The organism is Caballeronia insecticola, assembly GCF_000402035.1.
In the GTDB taxonomy this organism is placed as follows: Bacteria; Pseudomonadota; Gammaproteobacteria; order Burkholderiales; family Burkholderiaceae; genus Caballeronia; species Caballeronia insecticola.
This window is the reverse complement of sequence record NC_021287.1, coordinates 693,478-707,345: the sequence shown is the minus strand read 5'-3', so window position 1 is coordinate 707,345 and position 13,868 is coordinate 693,478. Positions and strand designations below refer to the sequence as shown.

At 62.8% G+C, this 13,868-nt stretch carries 10 protein-coding genes; 4 read left to right on the top strand and 6 right to left on the bottom strand.

Annotated elements, in window-relative coordinates; translation table 11 throughout:
- Window positions 1-60 precede the first annotated feature (60 nt).
- Window positions 61-990, top strand: a complete 930-nt coding sequence (locus BRPE64_RS03240; protein ID WP_016344593.1) for a bestrophin family protein — start codon at window positions 61-63, stop codon at window positions 988-990.
- A 122-nt stretch (window positions 991-1,112) separates the two neighbouring features.
- Complete coding sequence (gene gstA, locus BRPE64_RS03235) at window positions 1,113-1,718, top strand: glutathione transferase GstA (protein ID WP_016344592.1); 606 nt, start codon at window positions 1,113-1,115, stop codon at window positions 1,716-1,718.
- A 73-nt stretch (window positions 1,719-1,791) separates the two neighbouring features.
- Here the strand turns inward: gstA and BRPE64_RS03230 are convergent, their stop codons facing one another.
- The 4 genes from BRPE64_RS03230 to apbC form a co-directional block, all read right to left on the bottom strand.
- Window positions 1,792-4,098: an arginine/lysine/ornithine decarboxylase gene (locus BRPE64_RS03230; protein WP_044041918.1), complete on the bottom strand. Its 2,307-nt coding sequence runs from the start codon at window positions 4,096-4,098 to the stop codon at window positions 1,792-1,794.
- A 117-nt stretch (window positions 4,099-4,215) separates the two neighbouring features.
- Window positions 4,216-4,785: a dCTP deaminase gene (gene dcd, locus BRPE64_RS03225; RefSeq protein WP_016344590.1), complete on the bottom strand. Its 570-nt coding sequence runs from the start codon at window positions 4,783-4,785 to the stop codon at window positions 4,216-4,218.
- Window positions 4,786-4,957: 172 nt separating this feature from the next.
- Entirely contained in the window at window positions 4,958-5,491 is a 534-nt protein-coding gene (locus BRPE64_RS03220) for a superoxide dismutase family protein (protein ID WP_044041184.1), read from the bottom strand.
- A gap of 136 nt (window positions 5,492-5,627) precedes the next feature.
- The gene (apbC, locus tag BRPE64_RS03215; protein ID WP_084675712.1) at window positions 5,628-6,743 is read right to left on the bottom strand and encodes an iron-sulfur cluster carrier protein ApbC; all 1,116 of its coding nucleotides are present in this window, start codon (window positions 6,741-6,743) and stop codon (window positions 5,628-5,630) included.
- Between the two features lie 235 nt (window positions 6,744-6,978).
- Here apbC and BRPE64_RS03210 point away from each other — a divergent pair, with 235 nt between their 5' ends.
- The gene (locus BRPE64_RS03210; RefSeq protein ID WP_016344586.1) at window positions 6,979-7,635 is read left to right on the top strand and encodes an OmpA family protein; all 657 of its coding nucleotides are present in this window, start codon (window positions 6,979-6,981) and stop codon (window positions 7,633-7,635) included.
- A 395-nt stretch (window positions 7,636-8,030) separates the two neighbouring features.
- A complete protein-coding gene (metG, locus tag BRPE64_RS03205; RefSeq protein WP_044041917.1) occupies window positions 8,031-10,148 on the top strand; it encodes a methionine--tRNA ligase in 2,118 nt (705 codons plus the stop codon).
- Between the two features lie 170 nt (window positions 10,149-10,318).
- On the opposite strand, the gene BRPE64_RS03200 is transcribed toward metG, so the two are convergent.
- Together BRPE64_RS03200 and BRPE64_RS03195 are read right to left on the bottom strand one after the other, a co-directional pair.
- Window positions 10,319-10,849, bottom strand: coding sequence for a fimbrial protein (locus BRPE64_RS03200; RefSeq protein WP_016344584.1), 531 nt, complete (start codon window positions 10,847-10,849; stop codon window positions 10,319-10,321).
- A gap of 94 nt (window positions 10,850-10,943) precedes the next feature.
- Complete coding sequence (locus tag BRPE64_RS03195; protein ID WP_016344583.1) at window positions 10,944-13,742, bottom strand: fimbria/pilus outer membrane usher protein; 2,799 nt, start codon at window positions 13,740-13,742, stop codon at window positions 10,944-10,946.
- Window positions 13,743-13,868 lie beyond the last annotated feature (126 nt).

Genomic DNA, 13,868 nt, shown 5'->3' with positions numbered 1-13,868 from the left:
CATGCGTCATTTTCGAGATAATCGGATGATCGTCCCCGCATCCGTTAAAAAAAGCGCGTCATGATCATCCGCCCCAAGGTCCACTGGTTCCGGCTGCTGTTCGTGTGGCGAGGCTCCGTGCTGCCGCAACTGCTACCGCGCCTCGGGCTGATCTTCGCGCTGTCGGTGACGGCGATCTTCATGCACGACCACATGCGCACGTATCCGATCGGGCTCGGCACGCCGCCGTTCGCGCTCGTCGGCATCGCGCTCGCGGTGTTTCTCGGCTTTCGCAACAGCGCGAGCTACGAACGCTGGTGGGAAGGCCGCAAGCTCTGGGGCACACTCGTCATCACCGCGCGCTCGCTCGCACGGCAGGCGCTCTCGTTACCCGAACCGCGCGATCCGGAACAGACGCGGCGCTTTCTCGCCGCGCTCGGCGCACTGGCGCACGCGCTGCGTCATCAACTGCGCTGCACCGATGCGCTCGCCGATCTGTCCAGCCGGCTGCCGCCCGAGTTGCACGCCCGCGTCGCGGCCGCGCAGTTCCGGCCCGCGCTGATCCTGCTGTGGCTCGGCGAATGGGTGGCCGAACGCCGGCGCGAAGGCGTCATCGACGGCTATGCGGTGCTCGCGATCGAGCACAACCTCAATGCGCTGTCCGATGTGATCGGCGGATGCGAGCGTATCGCCACCACGCCGCTGCCGTTTTCGTACTCCGTGATGATCCACCGCACGATCTATCTCTTCTGCGCCCTGCTGCCGTTCGGGCTCGTGGACGGCGCGGGCGTGCTTACGCCGCTCTTCGCGCTGCTGGTTGCGTATGCGTTCATGGCGCTGGAGGCGATCGCCGCGCAGATCGAAGACCCGTTCGGCCTCGAAGAAAACGATCTCGCGTTGAACGCGATGTGCGAGACGATCGAACTCGCCCTGCACGATATGGCCGCCGATCCCGATTTCGCGCGCGCGCCCAAACCGTTCGCGCCGCCGCGCGACTTCATTCTCGACTGAGATCGGCCAACCACCGACCCTCCCGTTCTTTCAAATAAAGACACAGATCGTTTCATGCCAGAACATGTTGAGCGCCGGGTACATCGTTCATAATCGTACGCACTCAATCTGGAGGAAACGTTTTGAAACTGTTTTACAAAGCTGGTGCCTGCTCGCTCGCGTCTCACATCGCACTCGAAGAATCCGGGCTGCCGTACGAAATCGAAGCTGTCGACCTCAAGACCAAACTCACCGCCAGCGGTGCGGACTTCACCAAGATCAACGCCAAGGGTTATGTGCCCGCGCTCCAGCTCGACAACGGCGAGCTGCTGACCGAAGGCCCGGCGATCATGCAATACATCGCCGATCAGGTTCCGGCGAAGCATCTCGCGCCGCTCGCCGACGCCATGGCGCGCTATCGCCTGCAAGGCTGGCTCACGTTCATCGGCACGGAACTGCACAAGAATTTTTCGCCGTTCTTCAATCCGGCCGCGAGCAGCGACTGGAAAGCAGCCGCAATGGCCAATCTCGAACGCCGCCTCACCTACACGGCGCAGCATCTCGACGACAAACAATACCTGCTCGGCGACGAATTCAGCATCGGTGACGCGTACCTCTTCACGGTGCTCGGCTGGGCGAAGCACATCGACCTCGACCTCGGCAAATGGCGCGCGCTCGTCGACTATCAGGCTCGCGTGGGCGCGCGCGCCGGCGTGCAGGCAGCGATGAAGGCGGAAGGGCTGATCTGAGCGGTACCTGAACGGTATCTGAGCGATCTCCGGCTTCCGGATGTGAAAACGGCCCTTGCGGACCGTTTTTCTTTTAGCGGTTCAGCGAAGCATCATCGAGCCTCACGCAATCGACAAAATACTCGATGCGCCCGTTGATCATCTCGCCGACGAGCCCGTGGATATCCGTGTGGAAGCCCGGGAAGCGTTCGTTGAACTCGCGCGCGAAACGCAGATAATCGACGATCGTGCGATTGAAGCGCTCGCCCGGAATCAGCAACGGAATGCCCGGCGGATACGGCGTCAAGAGGATCGACGTCACGCGGCCTTCGAGTTCGTCGATAGGCACGCGGTCGATCTCGCGGTGCGCGAGCTTGGCGAACGCCTCGGACGGCTTCATTGCCGGCTCCATGCTCGACAGATACATTTCGGTCGTGAGCCGCGCGATGTTGTTCGCGCGATAGACGCTGTGAATCTGCTCGCACAGGTCACGCAAGCCGATGCGCTCGTACGACGGATGCTGCGCCACGAACTCCGGCAGCACGCGCCACAGCGGCAGGTTGTTGTCGTAGTCGTCCTTGAACTGCTGGAGTTCGGTGACCATCGAGTTCCAGCGGCCCTTCGTGATGCCGATCGTGAACATGATGAAGAACGAGTAAAGCCCCGTCTTCTCCACGATGATGCCGTGCTCCGCCAGATACTTCGTGACGATCGCGGCCGGAATGCCGCTCTCGCCGAATTCGCCGTCCACGTCGAGCCCCGGCGTGATGATCGTCGCCTTGATCGGGTCGAGCATGTTGAAGTTGTCCGCGAGCGCGCCGAAGCCGTGCCAGCGGTCGTTGGGCTTGAGCATCCAGTCTTCGCGGTCGCCGATGCCTTCTTCCGCGAGCGCTTCCGGGCCCCAGACCTTGAAGAACCAGTCGTCGCCGTATTCGTCGTCGACCTTGCGCATGGCGCGGCGGAAATCGAGCGCCTCCGCAATCGACTCCTCGACGAGCGCGGTGCCGCCGGGCGCTTCCATCATCGCCGCGGCCACGTCGCACGACGCGATGATCGCGTATTGCGGCGACGTCGACGTGTGCATCAGATACGCCTCGTTGAAACGATGGCGGTCGAACGTGCTGTTCTCGCTGTCCTGCACGAGAATCTGCGACGCCTGCGAGATGCCCGCGAGCAGCTTGTGCGTGGAGTGCGTTGCGAACACGAGCGCGCCGGTGCGCGGACGGCCTGCGCCGATCGCGTGCATGTCCTGATAGAACGAATGGAACTCGGCGTGCGGCAGCCACGCTTCGTCGAAATGCAGCGTGTCGAGCAGGTCGCCCAGCAAGTCCTTGATCATTTCGACGTTGTAAATCACGCCGTCATACGTGCTCTGCGTGATCGTCAGGATACGCGGCTTGATCTTCGGGTTCTTCGCGAGCGCCTCGCGCGCGAACGGATTCGCCTCGATCTTCTTGCGAATGTTCTCCGGCTTGAACTCGTCGCGCGGAATCGGCCCGATGATGCCGAAGTGATTGCGCGTCGGCGTGAGGAACACGGGAATCGCGCCGGTCATGGTGATCGCGTGCAGGATCGACTTGTGGCAGTTGCGGTCCACGAGCACGATGTCGCCCGGCGCCACCGTTGCATGCCACACGATCTTGTTCGACGTCGACGTGCCGTTGGTCACGAAAAAGAGATGATCCGCGCTGAAGATGCGCGCCGCGTTACGTTCCGACGCCGCGACCGGCCCGGTGTGATCGAGCAGCTGACCGAGTTCGTCGACAGCGTTGCAGACGTCCGCGCGCAACATGTTCTCGCCGAAGAACTGGTGGAACATCTGTCCGAGCGGATTCTTCAGGAACGCGACGCCGCCCGAGTGCCCCGGACAGTGCCACGAATACGAGCCCTCTTCCGCGTACTGCACGAGTTCCTTGAAGAACGGCGGCGCGAGCGAATCGAGATAAACCTTCGCTTCACGAATGACGTGGCGCGCGACGAATTCCGGCGTGTCCTCGAACATGTGGATGAAGCCGTGCAGCTCGCGCAGGATGTCGTTCGGCAAGTGGCGCGAGGTGCGCGTTTCGCCGTACAGGAAAATTGGAATGTCGGCGTTGCGGCGGCGCACGGCGTTGATGAACGCCCGCAGCGCGACAATCGCCGACGCCAGTTCCGGCGTGTCGCCTTCCACGACGACGTTATCGGCGTACGGCAGCAATTCGTCGTCGTCGATGGACAGAATGAAGCACGACGCGCGGCTCGACTGCTGCGCGAAGGCCGCGAGATCGCCGTAGCTCGTCAGGCCGAGCACTTCGGCACCTTCTTTTTCGATCGCCTCGGCGAGCGCGCGAATGCCGGAACCCGAGATGTTCTCGGAACGAAAGTCTTCGTCGATGATGACGACAGGAAAGCGGAACTTCATGAGGCGAATCTCCAAATGGAACGACCGCCGCGCCGAGTCTCAACTCGATGCCGGCGGTCTTTCGACAAGCGTTTGCCGTGTGCGTTTCTTTTAAGCGCGGCGATTATCTAATCTGCATCAAGTCTTCGGCAGCGTCACGCCGTGCTGCCCTTGATATTTCCCGCCGCGGTCCGCGTACGATGTCTCGCAGATTTCGTCGCTTTCGAAGAACAGAACCTGCGCGACGCCCTCGTTCGCGTAGATTTTGGCAGGCAAAGGTGTCGTATTCGAGAATTCGAGCGTCACGTAGCCTTCCCATTCCGGCTCGAACGGCGTCACGTTGACGATAATCCCGCAGCGCGCGTACGTCGATTTGCCGAGACACACCGTCAGGCACGAGCGCGGAATGCGGAAATACTCGACCGTGCGGGCGAGCGCGAACGAATTCGGCGGAATGATGCAGACATCGCCCTTGAAATCGACGAACGATTTCTCGTCGAAATTTTTCGGATCGACGATGGTGGAATTGATATTCGTGAAAATCTTGAATTCGTCGGCGACGCGAATGTCGTAGCCGTAGCTCGACGTGCCGTAGCTCACGATCTTGCGGCCGTCCTCGGCCACGCGCACCTGATCGCGCACGAACGGCTCGATCATTTTGTGCTCTTCGGCCATGCGGCGAATCCACTTGTCGGACTTGATGCTCATAGGGGCGCTACTCAACGGTTAAGGCTTGAAGTCTCGCGACCGCCGCCTGCGGGAAACGGTGCATGGCGTGTGGCGGCATGGCGTGCCGCGCGGCCAGGCGCGAATCAAAACGAAAGCGCGTATTTTACGCGATCGACGCGACGCCGCGTTCCGGCGCGGACGTGGCCCGCGTCTAGCGGCGGATCACGCCGCAGGCGAGCGCCGCGCCCACGTTGTGCGGCGCGCTCGCGTAAGGATCGAGCGCCTCGCGGTGCAGCGCCATGGCGCGCGAGATGACCGAGCGCACGCCGTCGAGCGAGACGTCGGTCGCGACCATAAAACCGGTCGCCGAGCCGGTGGCGTCCGCGTGGATATTGCCGAGTTCGCCCTCCAGCCGCGCGCTCGGCTTACGGCGTTCGGCCGGCAGCGCGAAGACGGGATTTGCTTCGGGACCGTTGATCGAAATGCAGTCGCCGCGCTCGTGCACGGTCAGCGCGTGATCGCTGTTCGGCGGCATGTCGGTGAGGCTGTAGGAAACCTGCACGCCGTCCGCGCGCTCGATGAGCGTGACCGTGCCGCGCGTGGCGTTGCCGGGCGCGGGCTGCAGCACCGCGTCCGCGCGTTTTTCGTGATTCTGGAAGAGCAGGCCGCAGCCGCTCAGCATCACGCTGCAGGCGGCCGTCGCGATCAAGGCATGAAGCGCCCTTCCGTCGAATCTGTTTCTCATGCGATCCTCTCGGCGGCCCGCCGACGCCCCCTGCGTCCACGCTGCCGCGCATCGAAGGCGACATGATACCGCGAGCCGCATTGCACAAGGCTCGCGGCGATTCGATCGAGCGCTCGAATTCAGATGTTCCGCACGATCAGGTGTTCTGCACGACGATGCTCGGAAACTTCGACGTCATGTCGCGCTGACGCTCGGCAATCGAGATCGCCACACGACGTGCGATCGCGCGATAGATTTCCGCGATGCGGCTCGCAGGCTCCGACACGACCGTCGGCTGGCCCGCGTCGGTACGCTCGCGGATGGAGATATCGAGCGGCAACTGGCCGAGAATCTCCACGCCGTATTCCTTCGCCATGCGCTCGCCGCCGCCCGCGCCGAAAATGTGCTCCTCGTGGCCGCAGTTCGAGCAAATGTGCGTGCTCATGTTCTCGACAATGCCGAGAATCGGAATGCCGACCTTCTCGAACATCTTGAGGCCCTTCTTCGCGTCGAGCAGCGCGATGTCCTGCGGCGTCGTGACGATCACTGCGCCCGTCACCGGCACCTTCTGCGCGAGCGTGAGCTGGATGTCGCCCGTGCCCGGCGGCATGTCGACGACGAGGTAATCCAGATCGCGCCAATTGGTCTGCCGCAGCAGCTGCTCGAGCGCGGACGTGACCATCGGGCCGCGCCAGACCATCGGATTGTCCTGCTCGATCAGAAAGCCGATCGAGTTCGCCTGGATGCCGTGGCCTTCGAGCGGGTTCATCGTCTGATTGTCCGGCGACTCCGGGCGCCCGGCGATGCCGAGCATCATCGGCAGCGAGGGGCCGTAGATGTCGGCGTCGAGCATGCCGACCGACGCGCCCTCGGCCGCCAGCGCCAGCGCCAGATTCGCCGCCGTCGTGCTCTTGCCGACGCCGCCCTTGCCCGATGCCACCGCAATGATGTTCTTGACGTTCGGCAGCAGCTTGACGCCGCGCTGCACCGCGTGCGCCACGACCTGCGACGAAACGTCCACCGTCACGTTCGCGACGCCGGGCACCTGGCGCAGCGCGTCGGTCACCATTGCGCGGATCGCATCGAACTGCGATTTCGCCGGATAGCCGAGCACGATGCTCACCGAGACGTTCGCGCCATCGACGGAGACCGTGCGGATGCTCTTCGTATCGACCAGCTTGCGGTTGGTGTTGGGATCGGTCAGTGTGGCGAGTGCGGTGTCGATCTTCGAGCGGTCGAGATTCATCGAAACTCCGTGGAACGTTTGTTGCATCCGGCCATCGGCGCTTTGCAACAAACTGAGGAAATTGAAAGGAATTGTTAGAGCGATTGCGTGCGGCTCGCGCGCGCTGCACTATCCCGCTGCAAATGTTTCCGGGGACGCATCGCATGGGGCGGCCGGGCGCATCTCTCAATATTGTAGAGGCTCGTCCGAACGCTCGTCCGAAGACCCTTTCGCACTGTCGGCACACCTTGCCGAATTGCTTGTCGATTTAAGGAGATCGAAGATGAATACCAAATTCTTGACCCGTCTGTCCGTGTTCGCTGTCGCAGGTGCGCTCGTTGCCGGTTGCGCCTCGCAGCAGGGCACCAACACGGCGGTCGGCACGGGTGTCGGAGCGGCGACCGGCGCAGGCATCGGCGCCATTTTCGGCGGCGGCAAGGGCGCGGCGATCGGCGCGGCCACGGGCGCTGCGGTCGGCGGTATCACCGGCTACAACTGGCAGGCGATCCGCAACAAGATTTCGGGCGACTCGAAGGGCACGGGCACGCAGGTGACCGAGCAGCAGGATGGTTCGCTCAAGGTGAACATCCCGAATTCGATCTCGTTCGATACCAACAGCTACTCCATCAAGCCGTCGTTCGATCCGGTGCTGAATTCGGTCACGCAGACGCTGCAGCAGCATCCGGAGCTGATCGCGAACGTGATCGGCCATACGGACAACACCGGCCAGCCGGCCTACAACCAGACGCTCTCGCAGAATCGCGCGCAGAGCGTGGCGTCGTATATCGCGACGCACGGTGTTCCGGCGCAGCGTCTGTCGGCGCAGGGCATGGGCCAGAACCAGCCGATCGCCGACAACTCGACGGAAGCGGGCCGTGCACAGAATCGTCGCGTGGAAATCTATCTGCGCGCGACCGCACAGCCGGGCCAAGTGCAGTAAAGCTGCTGATTTAAAAGGGGAAAACGCCGCCGGACAGGCGGCGTGCGAGACGCGATGTCAGCCTCGCGCAGCGGTCTGAAAAAAATTTGAAACTTGGTCGCGCCGCGGCTGTCTCTCTCTACGGTAGGTGGGTGGCCACGCCATCACCTGCCATTCTCCTCTTGTCGTTGTTGCTCCGGGGCCCGATTGGACCCCGGTTTTTTTTGTGCGCGTGAATCGTGCAAGACGGTTCTCGCCGCCGAAAACTCCCCAATTTGCTCTTCCGAACTGCAGGTCAGCCGAGGCAACATCGCGCGGGGGCCCGGCGTCCTTTCCCCGCCCTGCTAGAATCGAATTCCGCTTTTTTTTACCAACCCCAAGCATTTCCTTCAGGCCGCGCCTCCATGTCAGCACCGATTTCCGCCCCTGCCACCGCCGCGCCCGCCGCTTCAGCCCATGAAGGCGGCCGTCGCCAGATCCTCGTCACGTCCGCGTTGCCGTATGCGAACGGTCAGATTCATATCGGCCATATGGTCGAGTACATTCAGACGGACATCTGGGTTCGGACGCTGCGCATGCACGGCCACGAGGTCTACTACGTCGGCGCGGACGACACCCACGGCACGCCGATCATGCTGCGCGCCGAAAAGGAAGGCATCACGCCGAAGGCGCTGATCGAACGCGTGTGGAAAGAGCACAAGCGCGATTTCGACAGCTTCGGCATTTCGTTCGATAACTACTATTCGACCGATGCCGAGGAAAACCGCGTCCTGTGCGACTCGATCTACGGCGCGCTCAAGCAAGCCGGGCTGATCGAAGCGCGCGACATCGAGCAGGCTTACGACCCGGTCAAGGAAATGTTCCTGCCGGACCGCTTCATCAAGGGCGAGTGCCCGAAGTGCGGCGCGAAGGATCAGTACGGCGACAACTGCGAAGTCTGCGGCTCGACCTATCAGCCGACCGAGCTCATCAATCCGTATTCGGTGGTCTCGGGCGCGACGCCCATCCGCAAGACCTCGACGCACTATTTCTTCCGTCTGTCGGACCCGCGCTGCGAAGATTTCCTGCGCGGCTGGGTGAGCGGTCTCGCGCAACCCGAAGCCACCAACAAAATGCGCGAATGGCTCGGCGACAAGGGCGAAGCCAAGCTCGCCGACTGGGACATCTCGCGCGATGCGCCCTACTTCGGCTTCGAGATTCCGGGCGCGCCGGGCAAGTATTTTTACGTGTGGGTGGACGCGCCCGTCGGCTATTACGCGAGCTTCAAGAATCTCGCGGACCGCATCGGCGTGAATTTCGACGAATGGGTGAAGCCGGGCGCGAAGGCCGAGCAGTATCACTTCATCGGCAAGGACATTCTGTATTTCCACACGCTCTTCTGGCCCGCAATGCTCGAATTCTCCGGCCATCGCACGCCGACGAACGTGTTCGCGCACGGCTTTCTGACCGTCGACGGCGCGAAGATGTCGAAGTCGCGCGGCACGTTCATCACCGCGCAGAGCGTGATCGACACCGGCATCAATCCGGAATGGCTGCGCTATTACTTTGCGGCCAAGCTGAACAGCACGATGGAAGACATCGACCTGAATCTCGACGATTTTCAGGCGCGCGTGAACAGCGATCTCGTCGGCAAGTACGTGAATATCGCGAGCCGCGCGGCGGGCTTTCTCATCAAGCGCTTCGACGGCCGCGTGCAGGACAGCGCGATGCAGCATCCGCTGCTCACGCAACTGCGCGCCGCGATTCCGCAGATCGCCGGCTTCTACGAATCGCGCGAGTACGGCCGCGCGCTGCGCACGACGATGGAACTCGCCGATGCCGTCAACGCGTACGTCGATACCTCCAAGCCCTGGGATCAGGCGAAGGACCCGGCCAACGGGGTTGCGTTGCACGAAACGTGCAGCGTGAGTCTGGAAGCATTCCGCCTGCTGTCGCTCGCGCTCAAGCCGGTGTTGCCGAAACTGATCGAAGCTGTGGAGGCGTTCCTCGGCATCGCGCCGCTCGTCTGGGCGCATGTGCATACGCCGTTGTCGTCGGCGAACGCGATCAACGCGTACAAGCATCTGACCACGCGCGTCGATCCGAAGCAGATCGAGGCGTTGCTGGCCGCCAATCGCGAGTCGTTGCAGGCCGCGCCGGAAGCGACAACCGCCGCGGCGCCCGCCAGGAAACCGGCGAAAGAGGAAGCATCGGATGTCATCTCCATCGACGACTTCGCGAAGATCGATCTGCGCATTGCGAAGATCGTCGACTGCAAGACGGTCGAAGGTTCCGACAAGCTGCTGCAACTCACGCTCGATATCGGCGAAGAGAAAACGCGCAACGTGTTTTCGGGCATCCGTTCGGCATACCAGCCGCAGGATCTGATCGGCAAGCTGACCGTGATGATTGCCAATCTCGCGCCGCGCAAGATGAAGTTCGGCTTGTCGGAAGGGATGGTTCTGGCGGCATCTTCCGCCGACGAGAAGAAAGAGCCCGGCCTCTACATTCTCGAACCGCATAGCGGCGCGAAGCCGGGCATGCGCGTGAAATGATTCGAGGACGCAAGCCGGCGTGACCGGCTTGCGTGCGCCTCGCTGCCGGGGAAACGATACGACGCGCTTTGCCGTCGCTCAGCCATTGGGCGGCCGGCAGAGCGCGTTTCGCTTTCTGGATCTCTGGCCCGGCCAGTTTCCAATGTCGGCCACGCCAACGCAGACCGAATTCAGTAATACGTAAAGTTGACGGTCGCGGTGGCTGTCACCGTCCCCGCCGTCATCGTTCCAAGCCGGTAGAACTGAGCCACGAACGGCACCGTCATGGCGTTGCTCGCATTCACCACGCCAAGGTTGATCGTGCTGTTGAGTGTGATCGGCGTGCCGGTCGTGCCGCCCACGCTGCCCGCCAGCAAGAGCTGTACGCCCACTTGTGTCGCGGTGCCCGTGTTCTGCAGAACGGTCGGCACCGTGTCCATCGTGCCGCCGACCGTCATGTTGACGGTGGCGTTGGGCGAGCAGTTGAGCAGACCAATGTTGAACGGCCGGGGATTCGCCGTCGATCCTACGTTGGCGAAGTTGCTGATCGGCACGCTGCCCAGAGCGATGGTCTGATTGGCCGTCGTGCTGTCGACCGTGCAAGTCGGCTGCAGGATGTCGCCGGTGAAAGTCAGATTGGCGTCCGATGCCGCGAAGGCCGCAACCATCGACGTGGCGACGAACAACGCGAATACGGCAAGTAATGCTCTAAGCGTGCGCATGATGATTCAGGCTCCTCCACAGCGACGGCCGCGGCATTGAACGGCCCCGTAAGCCGACTGGATCGATTCGTTCATCCGAGTGCATCGGACCTGGTTACTCGCAAGCGGCGTCGACGAACGTCATTCCCGCCGCGTTGACCTTGCCGGCCATCGCGAGCGAGTAATGCGCTTTACAACTGCTCTCGTCGCCCTCGCCCCACTTCACGACGACATCGTTCTCGTTGTCCTTGCTGTAGAACATCGCGCGGCTGCCCTGCGTCACCGTACCGATGGACTCGCCCTGCACATTCGTGACATCGGCGCCGAAAGGCACCGGCTCATTGTTCGCCAGGCTCAATTGCATGACCACGGCACGGCCGCGGTTTTCCGTTTCGAACTTGACGCGCGATACGGCGCCCGCCGTCGGCGCGAAGTGCTGCTCGCTGCTCTTGAGTTCGATGCCCATCGGCAGCCCTTTGGTGTCGATTTCCACGGTGTTCAACTCGAAGGGCTGCATGCCGGCCACGACCGCATGGCCGAACCGGTCCACGCGTACGCCCGGCGAACTGGCGAGGCGCGCCCCGACGGCATCCTTCGCCTCGACGATCGCGAATGTGTCGCCCGTCTGCGGCGTCAGCACGATGCCGCCGCCGTAGGCGATCACCGAGCCGTTCAGGCCACCGCCTGCCTGCGTGTATCCGTTCGACGTGCCGGCGTTGAGGCGGATTTGCGTGTATGGCGTCACATAGCCGGCATTCGCGTTGATGCTGGTGTCGCTCGCCTGGCCCGTCGAATGGCCTGCACTGACGCCGTAGTTGAACCGGTAATCGGCGCCGGCCGCGCCCGTGAACGTTTCCTGAATCTGGCTGCTGTTGCTGCGCGAGTCGTGCGAGAAGCTCGTCGACGAATTGGCTACGGTCGAGCCGAGGTCGAGCGGAATCGTCAGGTTCAACATGACGCGGTTATCCCAACGCGCCGAGGAAGACTCCAGCTCGCGCGCCGCCGAGACACCCACGCCCACGCGACCCACGTTCACGTTGTAGCCGATCTGGAAAGCGGTATCGCGAGCCGACTTGTTCCAGTAGTTTTGCGTATAACCGGACGCGTACACCGAGCCCCATTTGTCGAAGCCCTGATTCAACGTCAGTTGCAGGCGACCCTTCTGGCGACCGTTGTTCGCATACGCGTAGCCGTTCGCCGCGACGTCGCGCGCCACCATGGCATCCTGCAGATCCAGAAAGCCGCTGGTCGAATACCGGTACGCCGCCAGTGTGAAATTGGTATTGGTCGGCAAGAAGTTGCGCGAATAGGAAAGACGCAAGCTCTGCCCATTGCGGCTTTCCGAGCCGGAGACGTTCGCCCGGGCCTGCGTCACATCGAAGGCAAACGCGCCGGCGGGCGTGTCGAGCGCAACACCCAGCGCGCCCGACAAATAATCCTCGGCGACGATCGTACCGCCATACAACGTAACGAAGTTATTCAGGCCATGCTGCACGCCGGCCTCGAACACATACGGGTGGCCCGCCACGCTCGCGTTGCGATACTCGCCCGCCGCCACGTTGTAGCGCCAGCGCCCTTCGCGCAACGCGTTGACCGGAGCGGCATACGGCACCGACGAGACGTGCTGGCTGCCGTCCGCCTCGGTCACGATGACCTGGAGATCGCCGCCATAGCCCGTCGGGTAGAGGTCGTCGATCTGAAACGGGCCCGGCGCGACCGTCGTTTCGTAGATGATGTTGCCGTTCTGCTTGATCTGAACGCTTGCGTTGCTGTTGGCGATGCCCCGCACCGTCGGCGCATAGCCGCGTTGCGATTCGGGGTACATGCGATCGTCCGTGGCGAGCTGCACGCCCCGCACGCCGAACGAGTCGAAGATCGAGCCATCGGTGTAGGAATCGCCTACCGTCAGTTGGCTTTTGATCGGCGTGAAAGAGCGCTGCAGATACGTCTGCATGCTCTGGGCATGCGTGCCGCCCGTGCTGGATGTCGTGACGTTGCCGTTATATCGCAAGCGCCAGGGACCGAAGTTGGCGCCCGCATTCACACCCAGATAAGCCTGCGTATTCGACATGCCGCCGCCCGTCGAATGGTAGGCGTTCGCGTTGTACTGAAGCGTGGCCGCGGGAACGCCGTCGTCCCACATCTTCGGATCGACCCAGCCGCGTGCGTTGCGGCTCAGCATGGCCTGCGGCACGCTGACGTCGAGGCGCTGTTCGCCCATGTCGAACGTGGCGCTCGCCTGCGGAATCAGATCGGACACGAACACGCCGGCGTCCTTGGCGGCGTCGAGCTGATCGCGCGCCGCCTGTGTCATGCGCATGACGTCGACGCCCGCGCGCATGAGCAGGTCGCGATCGAATACCGGCAGCGCCTGATGATTGCCCGCACCCGCACCCGCACCCGTTTCCCGCAGCGTCACGCTGGTCACACCCACCCACACGCCGTTCACGTACATGGCCGAGCGATAGGTGCCCGGCAGCGCGCTGTTGCCTTTGTCGAAGCGGCTGATATCCATGCGCGCGGCTTCGCTGCCCACGAGGAACGACTGATTGAACTGAACGGATTCGGGTTCTGCCAGCGCCAACGGACGAGCGGCAACGACGTCGGCTCGTGGAACGGCTGCGTTCGTCGTCGCGCCTTCATCGACGAGTGCGCCTGACGCCGGAGCAGACTGCACATCCGACGGCACAGTGGACGGCGACGGCATGTCCGGATGCGATATCGCGCTCGTATCACGTTCGGCAGCGTCGGCCTGCGTCGCGGCAAAGGCAAGCAACACGGCGACGGTGCTTCGGCTCAGCAGCAACAATTCATTTCGGGCTGGCCGGTCGTTCAATACTTGATAGCGCTCGTTCATATAAGCCGGATACTCGGACAACACCGCCCCGCTGCCGCGGACCTGTCCGATCGGCATGAGAAGTTCGACTGCGCGGATTGCGCGTCTTGGCGCTGACGCGTGCGGGTGCACGGCGGCGTGGCCGGTCAGCGTCGGTCTGGGGATTCCTCGGCTGCGTCAGATTGTTCGCGCCTTGCGCCTGAG